Source organism: Rhodococcus sp. BS-15 (genome assembly GCF_000813105.1).
GTDB lineage: Bacteria > Actinomycetota > Actinomycetes > Mycobacteriales > Mycobacteriaceae > Rhodococcoides.
In genome coordinates this window covers 1-18,331 of sequence record NZ_BAOX01000006.1, presented here as the reverse complement: position 1 = coordinate 18,331, position 18,331 = coordinate 1, and the positions used below count along the sequence as shown (strand labels likewise).

General features: G+C 63.3%; 13 protein-coding genes and 5 pseudogenes. 7 read left to right on the top strand and 11 right to left on the bottom strand.

Features of this window, described 5'->3' with window-relative positions; all coding sequences use genetic code 11:
* The first annotated feature begins 4 nt into the window (after window positions 1-4).
* Window positions 5-2,185, top strand: a complete 2,181-nt coding sequence (locus tag RHBS_RS01690) for a cation-translocating P-type ATPase (RefSeq protein WP_128644696.1) — start codon at window positions 5-7, stop codon at window positions 2,183-2,185.
* On the opposite strand, the gene RHBS_RS01685 is transcribed toward RHBS_RS01690, so the two are convergent.
* Entirely contained in the window at window positions 2,186-3,430 is a 1,245-nt protein-coding gene (locus RHBS_RS01685; RefSeq protein ID WP_128644695.1) for a KasA/KasB family beta-ketoacyl-ACP synthase, read from the bottom strand.
* A 40-nt stretch (window positions 3,431-3,470) separates the two neighbouring features.
* On the opposite strand from RHBS_RS01685, the gene RHBS_RS01680 reads away from it, so the two are divergent.
* A complete protein-coding gene (locus RHBS_RS01680) occupies window positions 3,471-4,049 on the top strand; it encodes a TetR family transcriptional regulator (RefSeq protein WP_128644694.1) in 579 nt (192 codons plus the stop codon).
* Here the strand turns inward: RHBS_RS01680 and RHBS_RS01675 are convergent.
* A complete protein-coding gene (locus RHBS_RS01675) occupies window positions 3,964-5,220 on the bottom strand; it encodes an MFS transporter (RefSeq protein ID WP_128644693.1) in 1,257 nt (418 codons plus the stop codon). The genes RHBS_RS01680 and RHBS_RS01675 overlap by 86 nt on opposite strands.
* Window positions 5,221-5,333: 113 nt before the next feature.
* Here RHBS_RS01675 and RHBS_RS01670 point away from each other — a divergent pair.
* Window positions 5,334-5,742, top strand: a pseudogene (locus RHBS_RS01670) (winged helix-turn-helix transcriptional regulator).
* 243 nt (window positions 5,743-5,985) lie between these two features.
* On the opposite strand, the gene RHBS_RS01660 reads toward RHBS_RS01670, so the two are convergent.
* From RHBS_RS01660 to rpsF, 7 genes and pseudogenes are all read right to left on the bottom strand, one after another.
* A complete protein-coding gene (locus RHBS_RS01660; RefSeq protein WP_094611446.1) occupies window positions 5,986-6,243 on the bottom strand; it encodes a DUF3297 family protein in 258 nt (85 codons plus the stop codon).
* Between the two features lie 77 nt (window positions 6,244-6,320).
* Window positions 6,321-8,496, bottom strand: a pseudogene (dnaB, locus tag RHBS_RS01655) (replicative DNA helicase).
* Between the two features lie 521 nt (window positions 8,497-9,017).
* Window positions 9,018-11,296: pseudogene (locus tag RHBS_RS01650) on the bottom strand (SulP family inorganic anion transporter).
* A gap of 233 nt (window positions 11,297-11,529) precedes the next feature.
* Entirely contained in the window at window positions 11,530-11,985 is a 456-nt protein-coding gene (rplI, locus tag RHBS_RS01645) for a 50S ribosomal protein L9 (RefSeq protein WP_032378698.1), read from the bottom strand.
* 15 nt (window positions 11,986-12,000) lie between these two features.
* On the bottom strand, window positions 12,001-12,243 hold the full coding sequence (rpsR, locus tag RHBS_RS01640) for a 30S ribosomal protein S18 (protein WP_032396926.1): 243 nt from the start codon (window positions 12,241-12,243) through the stop codon (window positions 12,001-12,003).
* A gap of 42 nt (window positions 12,244-12,285) precedes the next feature.
* Window positions 12,286-12,837 carry a single-stranded DNA-binding protein gene (locus RHBS_RS01635; protein WP_032378699.1) on the bottom strand — a complete coding sequence of 184 codons (552 nt, stop codon included), beginning with the start codon at window positions 12,835-12,837 and terminating at the stop codon, window positions 12,286-12,288.
* Window positions 12,838-12,894: 57 nt separating this feature from the next.
* Window positions 12,895-13,182: a 30S ribosomal protein S6 gene (gene rpsF, locus RHBS_RS01630; protein WP_008711385.1), complete on the bottom strand. Its 288-nt coding sequence runs from the start codon at window positions 13,180-13,182 to the stop codon at window positions 12,895-12,897.
* 161 nt (window positions 13,183-13,343) lie between these two features.
* Between rpsF and RHBS_RS01620 the strand changes: the two are divergent.
* The 3 genes and pseudogenes from RHBS_RS01620 to RHBS_RS01610 all read left to right on the top strand — a co-directional run.
* A pseudogene (locus RHBS_RS01620) lies at window positions 13,344-14,705 on the top strand (hypothetical protein); the annotation flags it as partial.
* A gap of 58 nt (window positions 14,706-14,763) precedes the next feature.
* Window positions 14,764-15,444, top strand: coding sequence for a response regulator (locus RHBS_RS01615; RefSeq protein WP_121872806.1), 681 nt, complete (start codon window positions 14,764-14,766; stop codon window positions 15,442-15,444).
* A gap of 369 nt (window positions 15,445-15,813) precedes the next feature.
* Window positions 15,814-16,179, top strand: a complete 366-nt coding sequence (locus tag RHBS_RS01610) for a response regulator transcription factor (RefSeq protein WP_128644692.1) — start codon at window positions 15,814-15,816, stop codon at window positions 16,177-16,179.
* A gap of 24 nt (window positions 16,180-16,203) precedes the next feature.
* Here RHBS_RS01610 and RHBS_RS01605 read toward each other — a convergent pair whose 3' ends face one another.
* Complete coding sequence (locus RHBS_RS01605) at window positions 16,204-17,301, bottom strand: DUF475 domain-containing protein (protein ID WP_128644691.1); 1,098 nt, start codon at window positions 17,299-17,301, stop codon at window positions 16,204-16,206.
* A 92-nt stretch (window positions 17,302-17,393) separates the two neighbouring features.
* Window positions 17,394-17,969: a TerD family protein gene (locus RHBS_RS01600; RefSeq protein ID WP_128644690.1), complete on the bottom strand. Its 576-nt coding sequence runs from the start codon at window positions 17,967-17,969 to the stop codon at window positions 17,394-17,396.
* Between the two features lie 52 nt (window positions 17,970-18,021).
* Between RHBS_RS01600 and RHBS_RS01595 the strand changes: the two are divergent.
* Window positions 18,022-18,331, top strand: a pseudogene (locus tag RHBS_RS01595) (hypothetical protein); the annotation flags it as partial.

The following is an 18,331-nucleotide window of genomic DNA, read 5'->3' as shown; positions in this document are numbered from 1 at the left end:
GAATATGACGACGCTCGTCGAAGACACCATCGACACGGCTCCCGACCGCGCGGATGGCATCGAGATCCTCTCCGATGCCGCCGGCCGCATGCGGCTTCGCGTCGACTGGCTGCGGTCGAGTCCGGGTCGCGCGGTCGCCGTCGAAGATCACGTCGACAAGATTCGCGGCGTTCGCGCCGTCCACGCGTACCCCCGCACCGCATCGGTGGTGGTCTGGTACTCCCGCTCGCGGATCGACCGGTCCGAGCTGTTCGAGGCGCTGAACGCGGGTCGCACGACCGACTGGGCGTTGGTACCCGTCCGTAGCCCACGGTCTGCGGACGTCACCAGCGGCGACGTCCTACGCATGACCATCGGCGGGGCGGCGCTGGTCCTGCTCGGCTTCCGTCGCTACGCCTTCCGACGGCCACCCATCCTCGGCCCCACCAGCCGTGTCGTGGCCACCGGAGCCACCATCTTCACCGGCTATCCGTTCCTGAAGGGAGCGCTGCGTTCGCTGGCCGGAAACCGGACCGCCGGCACCGACGCGCTCGTCAGCGCCGCCACTGTGGCAAGTCTCGTACTCCGCGAGAATGTCGTGGCCCTGACCGTGCTGTGGCTGCTCAACATCGGCGAGTACCTGCAGGAGCTGACGCTCAAGCGCACTCGTCGCGCAATCTCCGATCTCCTGACCGGTACGCAGGACACCGCATGGATTCGGCTACCCGACGGTTCCGAGATCTCCGTCGACGTCGATCGGCTGGAGATCGGCGACGACGTCGTCGTGCACGATCACGTGGGAGTTCCTGTGGACGGCATCGTCGTCGACGGTGATGCAGTGGTCGATCAATCCGCAATCACCGGCGAGACCCTCCCCGTCTCGATCGTGACCGGAGACCGGATTCACGCCGGGTCCGTTGTCGTCCGTGGACGTATCGTCATCCGCGCGTCTGCGGTAGGCCGCGATACGACGATCGGTCGCATCATCTCCCGCGTCGAGGAAGCACAAGAAGATCGCGCCCCGATTCAGACTGTGGGAGAGAACTTCTCACGACGCTTCGTACCCGCGTCGTTCATCCTGTCGGGCCTCACCCTCCTGGTCACCCGGGATGTCCGACGAGCGATGACCATGCTGCTCGTCGCGTGCCCGTGTGCGGTGGGTCTGTCGACTCCGACGGCCATCAGCGCTGCCATCGGAAACGGCGCTCGCCGAGGGATTCTCATCAAGGGTGGGTCTCATCTGGAACAAGCAGGCAGGGTCGATGCCTTCGTGTTCGACAAGACCGGAACCCTCACCGTCGGACGCCCCGTCGTCACCAATGTCGTGTCTTTCCAGGACGACTGGGAGCCGGAGCAGGTTCTGGCGTATGCCGCGAGTTCCGAGATCCACTCTCGGCATCCGCTGGCCGAGGCCGTGATTCGCAGCACCGAGGAACGCCACATCGTGATTCCGCCGCACGAGGAGTGCGAAGTGCTCGTCGGCCTCGGCATGCGAACAGTCGCAGACGGTCGGACTCTGCTGCTGGGCAGTCCTTCGCTGCTGCGCGGCGAGAGCGTGGACGTGTCCGAGTATGCGGCCGATTGGGTTTCGCGACTTCAGCGTCAAGCCGAGACACCGTTGCTGCTGGCAGTGGACGGAGTGTTGGTCGGATTGATCAGCCTGCGTGACGAGGTCCGATCCAATGCTCTGGAAGTCTTGAATGCGCTCCGCGCAGACGGTGTGGAACGGATCGTCATGCTCACCGGAGATCACCCCGAGACCGCCGCGGCCGTCGCCGCCGAACTGGGCATCGCCGAGTGGCGAGCGGAGGTGATGCCCGATGACAAACTCGAAGCCGTCCGCAAGCTCCAAGAAGAGGGATACGTCGTCGCAATGGTCGGAGACGGCACCAACGACGCACCCGCACTCGCCGTCGCGGACATCGGAATCGCAATGGGGTTGGCGGGCACCGATGTTGCCGTCGAAACGGCCGATGTCGCTCTCGCCAGCGACGACCTGACACGGCTGCTCGACGTTCGCGATCTCGGTCGACACTCGGTATCGGTCATCCGGCAGAACTACGGAATGTCCATCGCAGTGAACGCACTGGGCCTCGTGGTCAGCGCCGGTGGAGCACTGTCGCCGGTGCTCGCGGCGATCCTGCACAACGCGTCCTCGGTTGCAGTTGTCGGCAACAGCTCGCGACTGATCCGGTACCGAATCTGATCAGTAGCGCCCCAGTACGAGGGCGACGTTGTGCCCGCCGAACCCGATCGACGTGCTCAACGCAAAGTCGATCTCCTGACTGCGCCTCGAACGGACGACATCGAGATCGATAGCAGGGTCCTGGTTGTCGAGGTTCAGCGTGGGCGGCACCACCGAATCGCGGATCGACAGCATCGTCAGGATCGCCTCCAATGCGCCGACCGCACCTATGGAATGACCGAGTGCGGACTTCGGCGCGTAGACGCTCGCGTGGCCGACAGTTTCGGCGATGGCCTTGGCCTCCGACAGATCACCTATCGGAGTCGCGGTTGCATGTGCGTTGACGTGACCGATGTCCCGAGCACTCAAACCCGCTGTGCCGATAGCCTTTTCCATTGCCTTGCGAATACCCCGCCCCTCCGGATCCGGTGCCACGATATGAAACCCGTCCGAGGTGATGCCGGCACCGAGGAGGCGGCCGTGAATGTGCGCACCGCGAGCTACCGCATGCCGCTCCGACTCCACGATCAGCAATGCCCCGGCTTCACCGAACACAAAACCGTCACGATCACGATCGAAGGGCCTCGAAGCGCGCGTCGGCTCGTCGTTGCGGGTGCTCATCGCGCGCATCATCGAGAAGCCGGCTATCGGCACCGCATCGATATTTCCTTCGACGCCTCCAGCGATAACGACGTCCGCCTCACCCGTCACGATCAGTCTCCATGCGTGAGCCAACGCCTCCGAACCCGACGAGCATGCCGACACCGGAGTGAACACCCCCGCCCGCGCGCCGACTTCGAGTCCGATATGCGCGGCAGGTCCGTTGGGCATCACCATCGGTACCGACATCGGCGACACCTTTCGGTAGCCACCCGCCCTCATGGCGTCGACTGCACCGATCAGAGCGTCGCCGCCGCCCAATCCGGTGCCCACTGCCACGGCAAGTCGATCCGGGTCCATATCGGCGAGCCCGGAATCACTCCACAGTCGCCGTCCGAGCACTACCGCCAACTGCTCGACGAAGGACATTCTCCGCTGCTCCACGCGGCTCAAATGATCGGAGAGCGCCATCTGCAAAACGCCTCCGATGCGAACCGGCAGATCGTATTCCGATACGAAGTCGCTCTCGAGGCGGCCGATGCCGCTCTGCCCGTCGAGCAGACGTTTCCAGGTTTCGTCGGCGTCGTCGGCCAGTGCCGTGGAGGCTACGTACCCGGTCACGACCGCATTGCGTTGATGAGTTTGTGTAGCGATCGGTTCACTCATACTCACTATCAGTACATGTAGCGACCGGTACAGTCAACTCATGGCTCGTCCCCTCGATCACGACAAGCGTGCCGAACTGCTCGGCCGCGTCGTCGACTACATCGGCACCCATGGTCTCGACGATCTGACTCTTCGCCCCCTCGCCGCCGAACTCGGCACGAGCTCGCGAATGCTGATCTACTACTTCGACTCACGAGAGAACCTGATCGTGCAGGCCTTGACCAGCCAGCGGCCGGCATTCACCGAAATGTTCGGCGACGTCGACACTGCCGATCAGCTGGAGAAGCGATTGCTCGAATTGTGGAAGTCGATGTCCGAGGGTGACGACGCGGTCAGCTCACGAATCCTCATGCAGGTCATCGGCATCGCGTCCATCAAGTCCGGCGTACTCGCGGACTTCGCGCGCGACAGCGTTCGGGCACTGACCGACGCTCTGGCCCATGCGATGGCGCGCTGCGGGATGGACTCGACCACGGCCTCGATACAGGCGACAACAGTGGGGGCCGGATTCCGGGGACTACTGCTCGACCGCTTCACCACGGGGGATTCCGAACGCACCGACGTGGCCGCCGCCATGCTCTTTCGCACTGCAGCGCAACGCTGTTCGATCGGAGATTGAGCAGGACCACAGACGCGGCGGCCGCGCAGAGAATTGCACCGAGAACTACCGGTCCTGTGACTCCGAACCGTTCGATCGCCAGACCGCCCGCAGCAGCACCGACGGCAATCGACAAGTTGAACACCATGACGTACAACGACGTGGCCTGCTCTTTCGCACCGGACGCCACTCTGAACACTGCGGTCTGCAAGACCACGGGAAGCGCCGAGTACGACAGACCCCATAGGACGACGAGCACAACGGTCGCCCACACACCCGCGGTCGGTAAGGCCGACACGGCAAGTGTGATTGCGAGAAGAACCAGGAACACGAGTTGGACCACCCCGAGTGGCGATTCGCGCGCCGCGGCCGCACCGCCGACGAAGTTGCCCAGCACACCGGCGATCCCGAACGCCAGCAACAGGGCACCGAGTAGCGGTAGTGGAATTGCATTGTGTTGCAGGAGAAGTGGGGCTACATACGTATAGGCGGCATAGTGGCCGACCACAACCAGCGCCGTCACCCCGAGCACTGCGCGCAATCCAGACCACCGATGAAAAGTGGACAACGCGGAGCCCGAACGACTGGCCATCTGCGGTGGCAACGCAGATACCGATGCGAATACCGCACACGCTGCTCCGGCACTGAGAACGGCCAATCCGACGAAAGGCGCACTCCAGCCCCACTTCTCACCCATGGCGGTTCCAATCGGTAATCCCAGAACGAGCGCAGTAGCAATACCGGACAGGACTATCGCAGTAGCCCTCTCCGCGAATTGTGGAGACACCGACCTGACGGCAATGGTCGCCGCGATCGACCACATCAGTCCGTGTCCGAAGCCCATCAGTACCCGAACCCCGATGAGCTGCCAGTAGGAATCGACGAGGACCGTTGCGGTGTTGCCCAGGACAAAGATTCCCAGTATCGACAGCACCAGCACCCGCCGATCCACGGTCTTGGTCCACGAGGTGACGGCCGGAGCCGTAAGACCCGCGGCGAGTCCGAATGCTGTGACCGTCAGTCCAGCGAGCCCGGTGGTGACACCGAACTCCGAACTGATGGCCGGTAGTAGCCCGACGGGCACCATTTCCGTTGCTGTGACGGCGAACACCGCGACCGACATTGCCCAGACACCCGCCCACTGGCGGTGGGATGTCGGCAGGGCATCTTCGGGCAACGTGGTGTCGGGCATCGGGCTCCTATCGGTCCAGCGGATCACGTGCTGACAGCATCACCGAAGAAGTATCCAGTAGGAAGTAGGTACCTTGAAGTGCCTATCCGAGACCCAGGTGAAGGGGCACAACAGTGATCGAACACGACGACGCAGGTGCGACAGTCGGCACCGCCGAACACGACGCCTTTCTGGTGACATGCAGCAGCCGCCAGCTGCTGGCACGGCTGGCCGACAAATGGGTCACGCTCGTGCTGTGTGCGCTGATGAACGGGCCGATGAGACATTCGGCGCTGGCACGACGAGTATCGGGCGTCACGCAAAAAAATGCTGACTCAAACTCTGCGCAATCTCGAGCGCGACGGACTGGTGACCCGAACGGTGACGCCGACCGTTCCGCTGACCGTGGAATACGAACTGACAGAACTCGGCCGCTCGTTGGTCGGAGTGTTTCTCCAGCTCAAGGAATGGGCGGATCTGAACATGGACCAGGTCGCTCTCGCGCGAGAGAAGTACGACTCGATCCACCAGACGAGTGTGTGATCGTGGCCGATTTCGGCTTGCGTTGGAGTGCACTCGAAGACGTAGCGTTTGGTCCATGACCGCAGCACCGCATTCACCGGCCGCGACCGACACCGAGGACGTGAGTATCGGAATTGCCGAGATGGCCGAGTCCTCGGGATCAGCAACCCGTAGTCGGTCGTCTGGTGGCGTCGGGTCCGGACTACCTCGAGATCTATGTGACTGCGGTTGGCCGACAGCCGCAGACCTGAACGCCGAAGTCCGCTATTTCGCGTCGCGGAAGTACGGTTCGACCGTGCCCTTGAGCTTGACGAGCATGGGGTTACCGTAGCGATCCTTCGCGGTAGGGACTTCCACACGCACCCAACCCTCGGTCACGTTGTATTCGCGAACACTGGTCTTCTCGACGCCGTTGAAGCGAATACCGACGTCCCGGCGAAGAACCTCTTCGTTGTAGAAGGGGCTCCGCGGATCGATCGCGAGGTGATTCGGTGGAACGTCTGTGTTCTGATCCTCTGGCATGGATTTCTTTCGTCGAATGCTGCGTCAGGTGCTTGGTTGGATCCACAAAGAGAATACGCGACCCAGCGCTCTCGGCCTTAGCCCCGCGCCATGTCCACGAATCTCGACAGGTGCAGCTGGTGTGCCACAGTGATTGTCGCGGTCGGGCCGTTACGGTGCTTGCCGAGGATCAGGTCGGCTTCGCCGCCGCGGGGGTCGTCACGCTCGATCGCGTCGGGGCGATGCAGCAGAATCACCATGTCGGCGTCCTGCTCCAGTGAGCCGGACTCACGAAGGTCGGACACCATCGGCTTCTTGTCGGTTCGCTGCTCCGGACCACGGTTGAGCTGGCACACCGCGACCACCGGGCATTCGAGTTCCTTGGCCAACAGCTTGAGCTGACGGGAGAAGTCCGAGACCTCCTGCTGACGGGATTCGACCTTTTTGCCGGACGACATCAGCTGAAGGTAGTCCACCACAATGAGTTTGAGTCCGTTGCGCTGCTTGAGTCGACGGGCCTTGGCGCGGATCTCCATCATCGTAAGGTTAGGAGAATCGTCGACGAACAGCGGCGCTTCGCTGATCTCACTCATACGACGGGCCAGCTTGGTCCAGTCGTCGTCGGTCATCTTTCCCGAACGCATGTCACCGAGCTTGATCTTCGCCTCGGCGGACAACAGTCGCATGACGATCTCGGTGCGACTCATCTCCAGAGAGAAGATGACACTGGGCATGCCGTGTTTGATGGAGCACGAACGCATGAAATCCATTGACAGCGTCGAATTGTGGGTAGGAATCATCGACTCGCTGGCGAGATACAGGTGCTCCGAGTTGTCGACCTCCACACAGCGAACTGGAACCGAATCGACCCGGCGGACGTCGACGATGAACCGCGAACCCGATCGGACAGTGGATCCCGCAGCTCGACGTTCCTTGTGCAGCAACTGCTTACGCGCCACATTGAATACAACCTCATCCGTCACGACCGACGAGCCTGTCCACACGAGACCGAGCCCCACAACCAACTCGCTCAGGCCGCCGAACGGAGCCACATCGATGGAGCCATCCGACGCAACCGAACCCGCAGTGTCGAGAATGCCAGCCAGCAGCTCTCGTCGTTGCCGCTCCGAGGCGCGCAGGTAGAGCTGCGGGACTGCATCGAATTCAGCCTCCACACGCGCTGCGATATCGGCGTCCGCTCCCGACAGTCCACCACCCAGCGCTACGCCCGCAGCATAGGGCGGCACGGGAAGGTCGGCAGCCGGTAGCCGAATGGCCGCAGAGTTCCGAACAGAATGGTCGCCTGTCGCGAGAATGTGCTCGGTAGTGCATACAGCAGAGACACACTCACGCTCGGTCAACCACTGATGCTGTGCATCCGCCACAATGACTGTGCCGTCGGAGAATTCGACTTCGTAGCACGGTCGATCGAGCATGACGTCCGTGGCCGCCACGACCCTGGTCGGCATGCCATGGGCGTCGATGAGGTGATCTCCCACAGCCACCTCGCCCATAGTGGTCCAGCCGTCGGGCGTCGGAAGCTGTGTGTCGAGGGCAAGCGCCTTGCCCACACCAGGCCTCGCCGCCACGATGATCATCTGTCCCGGGTGCAGGCCGTTGGTGATTTCGTCGAGTTCGGCGAATCCTGTTGGTACGCCCAGGGATATGCCGCCACGGCTGGCGATGGAGTCGATTTCGTCCATCGTGGGCTGCAGCAGCTCCTCGAGCGGGAGGAAGTCCTCGGAGGTGCGGCGTTCGGTGACCTCGTACACCTCGGCCTGCGCGCGGTCGACCACCTCGGCGACGTCCTGACCGTCCGCTCCGGCGTAACCGAACTGCACGATGCGAGTACCGGCCTGTACGAGCCGGCGCAGGATCGACTTCTCCGCGACGATCTCTGCGTAGTACCCGGCATTGGCTGCCGTCGGCGTCGTCTGCGTCAGAGTGATCAGGTACGGGGGGGCCGCCGATGCGCTTGAGCTCACCGCGACGATCCAGCTCGGCCGACACGGTCACCGGGTCGGCAGGCTCACCGCGGCTGTAGAGGTCGAGGATGGCGTCGTACACGTTCTGGTGGGCCGGCCGATAGAAATCGCCGGGACGAAGCACCTCGAGCACGTCGGCGATGGCGTCCTTGCTCAGCAGCATGCCGCCCAGTACGGACTGCTCTGCGGCCATGTCCTGTGGGGGCTGGCGACCGAAATCCTCGCCGGGCCCCTCGCTGGACGAGGGGCCGGAGTAGTCGGACTGTCCTCGATCGTCCACAACTGCCACGCGAACCGGCCGTCCTCTCCCCATTGTCGTCGGCACCGTCGACTATCACCCGGCGGTGCTGTGTAGCAAGTTCTACCCCCGGGCACCGACAAGCTTTTTCGGCACCGGATTCGCACTGTCCCGTCGCCGCTGCACGGCATCGAGAGAGACGCTGCACGGACGTTAAGCGCTATCGGCAGGAGTAACAACATGGCCTGGGGACGAATCTGTGCATGAAATGTGGATGGTGTTGAACAACCGTGTTGACCGTCTGGGGATAACCTGGGTATAACTTTCCGAGTTTCGGCCTTTTCAGCAGGTCAGAGCGTGTACATAAAGTTTTCTTCCTGTGCATCGATTCTGGATCGGCGTGTCGGCCGAATTGACAGCTCGGGCGTGTTGAGTAAATACCAGGTGAACCCGAGGGTGAACTAGGTCACAACGGCTGGGATGACTCACAGAAACAGACCAGGCTCCCGTTTCAGCGCGAGGGGCCCGATTCCGGGCTAGGAATCGGGCCCCTCGACACTGCCGAAGAAAGCTCAGCCGCCGATCTCCTGCGGGCACTTCGCCGGGTCCAGCACGGTGACCTCCTTGGTACCGATCTGGAGCACTCGTGCCGTGGGAATGTCGAAGAACAGTCCGGTGATTCGCAACCGCCCCTCGGCGTTGGCTCGGCCTACGACGCGGTGACGAGTGAGCGTCTGCAACTGCACCGCCACGTTCACCATCGCGAGTTGATCCGCCTCACCGAAGCCGAGCTCCGCCGCCTGACGACCCACCACGTGCCCGCTGCGGTACGCGTCGAGGCTTGCCATCCCGTAACCCAACCACTCCGCGACAGACGCGTCCGCGGCGTTCTCCGGCCCGCTCAAGACCGCCTTCATGGCACCGCAGCCAGAGTGTCCGCACACCACCACCGACGAGGTGCCCAACTGATCGACTCCGAACGCGAGCGCCGCCTCCACCGAACAATCCTGCCCCTGAGCGGGAACGAGGTTGCCCATGTTTCGGACGGTGAACAGATCTCCTGGACCGCTGCTGGTGATCGTGTTCGGCATGACCCGCGAATCCACACAGCACAGAAAGAGTGTGTCCGGATCCTGGTTGTCGGTCAGGCCCTCGAGGTGCGGACGTATGTTGGGGGCGTGCGTGCGGTGATACTCGGCAACACCGCTCAGCACCGCTCGCAGGGCGACAGGCGAATCCTCCTGCGCAACATCGTTCTTGAGCTGCCACGCGCGCCACGGCGCCAACGAGCTGCGTACCGTCGCGGATCCGCGCTTCGGCGGACCCTCGGCAGCAGCCGCCATCGAGGCGGTGCCCACCTCTTCGACCTTCACTGTGCCGCCGCCGAGTTCGTGCTGACGCATCCACTCGTTCAGGGCGTCGTGCACGGCGTGATCGAGGAAGTCCACGCCCAGGTGCACGGTGACGGCGGTGCCTGCGGGGACGGTGGACAGCACGTGCGTCAATCGAGGGAGCGCAAGGAAGCTCAGCGAACCCTCGGTGGTGACGCGCCAGGTGCCGTCGACCGCTTCCTCGGCCCTGACCTTGGCCCACACCACTCGACGCAACACGAGGATGATCGACAGTGCCAAACCGATCAACACACCCTCGAGCAGGTTGAGCGCCACCACTCCGACGACCGTGACCGCGTAGACCGCGATATCTCCGGTCTTGTTGGCAATCTTGATGTCCGCCAGCTTGATCAGCTGTACACCGATCATCACCAGCAGCCCGGCCAGAGCGGCGAACGGAACCAGTTCGACGATCGAGATGAACAGCACCGAGAAGATCAGAATCCACACGCCGTGCAGAATCGCCGATGCACGAGACTTTGCCCCGACCTTGACATTGGTGGCACTGCGCACGATCACGCCGGTGATCGGCAGACCGCCGATGGCACCGGAGGCCATGTTGCCTGCGCCCTGAGCCATCAATTCACGGTCGAAGTTGGTGCGCTCACCGCTGTGCATCTTGTCGACGGCCACCGCGGAAAGCAGACTCTCGACACTGGCGATCAACGCGATCGTGATGACGCCGGTCGCGAAGGCACTCCACTGCCCGTCGGGCATGACGGGCAGGCTTGAGGACTCGATCAGGTTGCCGGGCAATTCGATTCGCTCGACATCGAGGGAGAAGAAGATCGAGACCGCGGTGGCGGTGACCACTGCGACCAGAGCAGCCGGCACCTTGGTGACCTTGGCCAGCACGCCGGACAACTCACCCAACCGTGGCCAGGCGAACATCAGCACGACCACGATTCCGCCGACGACGATCGACGGCCACTGGCCGTTCGCGACGGACGTGGGGATGGCCAGGACGTTCTGAACCGCGGAGCTTTCGGACTCACCGCCGAGGAGAACGTGAATCTGTTGCAGCGCATGGTGATACCGATTCCGGCGAGCATCGCATGCACCACGACGGGTGAGATGGCCAGCGCACTGCGCGCAATCCGGCTCATTCCCAGCAGAACCTGCACGGCACCCGCCAGGACCGTGATGGCGCAGGTTACGCCCCAACCGAATTGATTGACCAGCTCGGCGACCACGACGGTCAGGCCTGCCGCCGGGCCGCTGACCTGCAGCGGTGAGCCGCCGAGGATCCCGGCGAGGATTCCGCCGACCACCGCGGCGATGAGACCGGCCATGATCGGCGCACCCGACGCGACGGCGATACCGATCGAAAGTGGCACTGCAACAAGGAAAACGACCAACGAGGCCGGTACGTCGTATTTCAGGATCGACCCGACGCGAGACTGTGGCTCGGGTCGGGTCTCGGGACTGGGGTCGGAATCAGGTTCCACGGTCGTGGTCACGGCAGCGTTCCTCCGGGCGTCTAGGCGTCAGGTCGGGTGGATGAAGTTGGTGATGATGTTCGATGTCGCCCCGCCCGAAGAATACGCAAAGCTTTGCTCACGAACGTCCGAGGAGAGATGCTTCACAAATCGGAACCCATTGCGACAGTTGATCTTTGTGAGAAGACACGAAAAAGCCCCACGAACCGAGGTTCGTGGGGCTTTGTTCGACCGAAACGGGCCGAAAGCTGAAATCAGCTTCCGACGACCTCCAGCTTGAACTTGGCGGTCACGTCGGGGTGCAGGTTCACAACGATGTCGTGCTTACCCGTGCTCTTGACGTGAGCCTTCGGCAGATCGATGCTGCGCTTGTCGACGACCGGGCCACCGGCAGCCTTCAGAGCAGAAGCGACGTCCGACGCGGTGACCGAGCCGAACAGCTTGCCCGAGTCGCCTGCGGTCTTCACGGACAGCGTGACGGCCTCGAGGCCTTCGATGGCCTGCTTGAGCTCGTTGGCATGCTCGAGGCCGCGGACGGCACGAGCTTCCTGAGCGCGGCGGATGCCGTCGACCTGCTTCTGAGCTCCACGGGTGGCCTGGATGGCCAATCCGCGGGGCAGCAGGAAGTTACGGCCGTAGCCGTCCTTGACCTCTACGGTGTCGCCAGGCGCACCGAGGTTGTCCACATCAGCGGTGAGGATCAGTTTCATACCAATCGCCCCTTTCTATCGAGCCGTCGCGGCGTAAGGCAGCAGTGCTACCTCACGCGAGTTCTTCACGGCAACGGCCACGTCACGCTGATGCTGGACGCAGTTGCCGGTGACACGGCGAGCGCGGATCTTTCCGCGATCGCTGACGTACTTACGCAGCAACGTCGTGTCCTTGTAATCGATCGACGTGTTCTTTTCCTTGCAGAAGGAACACGCCTTCTTCTTGAGCACCTTGTCGCGCAATGGCGGTTTGGGCATGGGTCTTTCTCCGTTACATCTGGTTGTTCTCGATCGAAGGATCTAGAACGGTGGCTCTTCGTCTCCGCCACGTCCGCCGAAGGAGCCCGACGCCGCCGGGGCACTGCCCCAGGGATCGTCTCCACCGGAACCGGAGTTGGACGAGGAGTTCGAGCGGCCGCCGCTCGATCCGCCGGAGGAACCGGAGCCGGAGCCGGAGTTGAAGCCGCCTCCGCCGCCACCTCCACCGCGATTGGCCTTGTTGACCTTCGCGGTGGCGTAGCGGAGTGAAGGTCCGATCTCGTCGACTTCGAGCTCGACGACTGTCCGCTTCTCACCTTCACGCGTCTCGTACGAGCGCTGCCGCAGCCGTCCGCTCACGATCACTCGCGAGCCTCGGGTCAAGCTCTCGGCAACGTTCTCCGCTGCCTCGCGCCAGATGTTGCAGCGCATGAAGAGCGCGTCGCCGTCTTTCCACTCGTTCGTCTGACGATCGAATGTGCGCGGGGTGGATGCAACCGTGAAGTTGGCAACCGCCGCACCGGCGGGGGTGAATCGAAGTTCTGGATCAGCCGTCAAGTTTCCGATGACGGTGATGACGGTCTCGCCTGCCATGGTTCCTCTTTCAGTAGTAAGCGTTGTAGATGCCAGCCTAGAGGCGGGCAACGACAATTACTTGCCCTGTCGCAGGACCTTCGTGCGCAGAACGGACTCGTTGAGTCCGAGCTGACGATCCAGCTCGCTGACGGTGGCAGGCTCGGCGTTGAGGTTCACAACGGCGTAGATGCCCTCGGCATGCTTGAGGATTTCGTAGGCCAGACGACGCTTGCCCCACACATCGACCTTGTCGACGGTGCCGCCATCCTTGCGAACGACGTTGAGGAACGTATCGAGCGACGGAGCGACAGTGCGCTCGTCCAGATTGGGGTCGAGAATGACCATCAATTCGTAATGACGCATAAGACCTCATCACCTCCTGTGGACTAGTGAAAACGGCCACGGACTATCCGTGGCAGGAGGGTCGTTGCGTCAGCAACCCCTCGAAGATACACGACAGGGCCCTGACCTGCTAATTCGCGTCGGGCGCACGGTCCGGCGTTCGCGCGTCATAGTCTTGCACCATGCGATCCGGGGTCCGCGCCAATCCGATGACGGTCGTCGTGGTCGTCGCGATGGCTGCGGTGGGATTGATTCTGGGATATCTCAACAAGGCCCGATGCGCGGTCGCGCCGTTCGACGCGTCCGGTCGCAGCACGGTGTTCGACGCCATCAAGGATTCCTCGGTCTGCTACTCCGACATCCAATTCCTGTGGCTCGGCCGAGACATCGACAATCACATCTTTCCCTACATCCACGGAGCCATCACCAGCGACGGGATCCTCACCGGCGGGACGGTGGAGTACCCCGTCCTCAGTGGGTTGCTGATGTGGCTCGGAGCCATTCCAGCCCACACCGATGCACAGTTCCTGTTGACCTCGGCGTTGATTCTCGCGCCGTTCGGTCTGCTCACCGCCTGGATGCTCGGCCGCATGGCCGGCTGGTCCGCCTTGCTGTGGTCGATCGGCCCGCCACTGGTGATGTACGCCTTCCACAACTGGGAGCTACCCGTCGTGGCCGCCGCCGTCGGCGCGATCTTCGTCATGACGCTGCCGATGCCGCTGCGGCGCAAAGCGATTCTCGCGTCGGTGCTGCTGGCCGTCGGCTTCTGCCTCAAGCTCTATCCGGGAGCATTCGTGTTGCCCCTGATCGCGTACGTGGTCACCGGCGGCATCGACGGGCGCGAGTCCGCAGACACCATCCGAGGTCGCTGGGACATCCGCGGCGGCCTGATGGTTGCCGGCGCGGCGATCGGCACGGTCGTCGCTGTGAACCTGCCGTTCGCAGTGCTCGGCTACGAGGGGTGGCGTGCATCCTTCACGTTCCAGTCGCTGCGGCAGGCAGACCTGACGACCAACTCCATCTGGTACTGGGGACTGCGCCACTTCTACATCGGCGACCAGATGACTCCCGATGCCTACGCGGAGGCCGAGGCGTCCTTCCAGGATGTGGTCGACGTCGCGTCGCCGCTGCTGGTGTTCGCCGCGTTCGCTCTCGCGCTGTGGCTCGGCTGGCGTCGCGCAAAGGTGCTCGGAACGTACCCGTGGGTCGCGGTGAGCGGATCGATGCTGTGCGGATTCATGCTGCTGCACAAGGTGCACTCGCCGCAGTACACGCTGTGGCTGCTGCCCTTCCTGGTGCTGCTTCGGGTCCCGTGGGGACTCGTCGCCGCATACCTGGTCGTCGATCTGTCGATGGGAATCGGCGTCTTCAAGTACTTCGCCGCGTTGGCCTCGGGTGCCGACGCCAACGACGAGGAGTTCTTCGTTCTCGTCGGGGTGTGGGGACGAGCTCTGCTGCTGGTCGTGCTGTTCGTGTTGTTCGTCAGGTCCGAGGCGCGAGTGCCGGCCCGACGCGCATCTGCGTCGAACCCCGAGAAGCCGAGAACCTGGTACAAAACAGGTAACACGGTACGCAACGGGTGGGGGCGGGGATATGGCAGAGATGTCGAAGGCGCACGAAGGATCTGCTGCGGGGGGGCGGCGCATAGGCCTGGTGGAGGACCACGAATCGGTAGCGCTCGGACTCAAAGCGATGCTCGCAGACGAACCCGACCTGGAACTGGTGTCCACCGCCGCCACCGTCGCAGAGTTGCTCGCCCAGCAGCAGACCCTCGATCTGGTGGTTCTCGATCTTCGGCTGGGTGACGGATCCTCGCCCCGCTCGAACGTGGAGCAACTGCACGCCGCCGGTGCGCGCGTGCTCGTCTACACCGGTGCCGAGAACGCGTTTCTGGTTCGCTCGGCTGCCCGTGCAGGCGTACTGGGTGTGGTCCGAAAGTCCGCACCCGCGGCGGCGATCGTCTCCGCGATCCGGCGCGCAGCGAGCGGCGGACAAGTCGTCACAACGGACTGGGCTGCCGCGATCGACGGCGATCCGCAACTTCCCGACGTCGGACTCAGTCCACGCCAGCGCGAGGTACTCGCCCTCTACGCGTCGGGCGAGAAGGCCGGACGCGTCGCCCGCCTGGCCGGACTGTCCGAGCAGACCGTCAACGACTACCTGGTCCGGATCCGCAACAAATACGCCGAGGCGGGGCGTCCGGCACCGACGAAGACCGATCTGTACAAGCGAGCGGTCGAGGACGGCTGGCTCCCGATGCCCGAGCTACCTCCGCAGGATTGACTCACAGCGCACCGCAATGCAGGTGGTTCTGCTCGACGAGGCTGTGGTTCATCCCACAATTTCCGCGCGAGTGAGCACTGCGGTTTCCGAGACGTTCCTGGGTGCATCAGGCGGGGTGGTGACCGCGCGAATACTGCCATCCCGCCGCACGAAGAACTGCATTCACCCTGGTCAGCGACTCGAGCGCCGATGTGCGGATCGAACTCGATGGCGACGGTCGGCAGACTGTCGTAGCTCTGTGACACGCTGACGGGACGGTTGACGGTTCAATGCCCCTAATAGTCAGGGCAGAAAACCTGCGAATTACCTGTGAGAATCGTCGCCATTGGTTTAGTTGGTCTCAACCCACCTCAGCGCCCGGGAGATCCGATGTCCGCTCTGCTCGAACCCTTGCCCTCCGCTGACGACTCGGGAGCCCCGACGACGCGCCGTTCACGTGGGACCATCAGCCTGGTTCCGCCTGCACTGCAGATTCACCCCGTTCCCGCCGCCGCGGGCCCTTTCCCGCCGCGACCGGATCTGACCGGCCGCGAGATCGAGGTGCTGCTCTGCTGGATTCGACACGACTCGAAGACCGAAGTGGCGAAGGCACTGTTTCTCTCGCTCGGCACGGTCAACACCCACCTCACCCGAATTCGGGCCAAGTACACCTCGGTCGGGCGCCCGGCACCGACCAAAGCGGCCCTGGTCGCGCGGGCCCTGCAGGACGGGCTCGTCGATATCTCGGAGCTGTGAGTCTCGCGGCTCCGAGCCCGGCGGTCAGACGCTGACTGCGGTCTCCACGCCTTCGTTCTCCAGACGCTTGTTGCGTCGGATGCTGCTCAGCAGGGCAGCTCCGATGAACAGGATTCCCACGAAGCCGGTGATCAGCTCGTTGATGTGCACACCGATCGAGACCAGCAGGATGATGGACAACGCACCGATCGCCCAGTGCGCACCGTGCTCGAGGTACACGTAGTCCGACAACGTTCCCTTGCGAACCAGGAACACCGTGATCGAGCGAACGAACATCGCGCCGATGAAGCCGAGGCCGAGCGCGATGATGATGGGGTCCGCGGTGATGGCGAACGCACCGATGACACCGTCGAACGAGAAGGACGCGTCGAGCACCTCGAGGTAGAGGAACAGGAAGAACCCGGCCTTACCCGTCGCCTTCGCCAGTTCGCTCGGTCCGTGCGAGGACTCCTCGCCTTCTTCTTCGACGTGGAAGAGCTCACCGAGTCCGTTGACCGCGATGTAGGTGATCATGCCGAGCACGCCGGAGACCATGACGGTGGAGATCTTGTCGTCGTCGGCGAGGAACTCGGCGCTCAGGACCAGCAGCAGGCCCGCGACGACCACGGAGAGCTGATCGAGGCGGCCGATGCGGGCGAGGGGCTTCTCGAGCCAGCTCAGCCAAGTGATGTCGCGGTCCTCGAAGATGAAGCCGAGGAAGAGCATCAGCAGGAACATGCCGCCGAATGCAGCGATCTGCGGATGCGCATCGGTGAGGAGCGTCTCGTAGCTGGGCGAACCGTCCGGGAAGGTCGCGGCACCGTCTGCCGGCGGGTTGAGCGCCAGGTCGAGGGCGGCGACCGGACCGAGGCCCGACGCAGCCCAGACGATGACCAGCGGGAACAGCAGCCGCATGCCGAACACGGCGATGATGATGCCGATGGTGAGGAAGATCTTCTGCCAGAACTCGCTCATGCGTCGCAGCACGGTGGCGTTGATGACGGCATTGTCGAAGGACAGCGACACCTCGAGCACGCCGAGGATGAGGACGAGGATCATCGCCTCGATCCCGCCGTACAGGAAAGCCACGATGACGGACACGATGGTGACCGCGATCGACCATCCGAAGATCTTCACAACCACTGGCGTGGCCCTTCTCGAGACTAAAGACGGAAAAACCCCCGCCCATCATGAATGACGAGGCGGGGGTACTCCCAATCTTGAGAGGGCCTTTACTACACGTTTACTCCGAAGTCGCGAGCGATTCCGGCGAGTCCGGAGGCGTAGCCCTGACCGACCGCGCGGAACTTCCACTCCGCGCCGTTGCGGTACAGCTCACCGAAGACCATGGCGGTCTCGGTGGAGGCATCCTCGCTGAGGTCGTAGCGCGCGAGCTCCGAGTTGTCGGCTTGATTCACGACGCGAATGAACGCGTTGCGCACCTGACCGAACGACTGCGAGCGGGCGTCCGCATCGTAGATCGACACGGGGAAGACGATGGTCTCGATCTCCGGCGGTACCGCGGCGAGATCGACCTTGATCTGCTCGTCGTCTCCGTCGCCCTCACCGGTGGTGTTGTCCCCGGTGTGCTCGATGGAGCCGTCGGGAGACTTCAGGTTGTTGAAGAACACGAAGTGCCCGTCGCTCAAGGCCTTCTTCGTCGAGTTCAGAGCGATGGCGCTGGCGTCGAGGTCGAAGTCGGTGCCGGTCGTCGTGCGGATGTCCCATCCGAGACCGACCACGACCGCGGTCAGGTTCGGAGCTGCCTTGGTGAGCGAGACATTGCCACCCTTGCTGAGGCTGACGCCCATTGAGAGGTCCTTTCGCAATTGGTTTCCCGTTACGGGTTCAACCGTAGTGGGAATGTCCGGTTCTTGGACGTACTCCGCCAACGACTGCGACATCGCCAGGGTTCCCGTCGGTACTATCGAGCAGGTGACAAGTCGCTGGCCTGGGGTGTTCCGCCGGGGTGCCGAATCGGACGCCGCCGCGCGTCGTTCCCAGGACAACGCTGTCGCCGCGTTTCTCGACATGGACAAGCGTCAGTCCATCGCCTCGGCGGGCGTCGAGGCCTCCACCGCACTGCGACCCCAGGATCGACTCGCCGGCCGATGGGCCGACACCGAGAAGCAATGTTTCGACGCCGGAGCCGCCTACCTCGCCGCCGTCGATC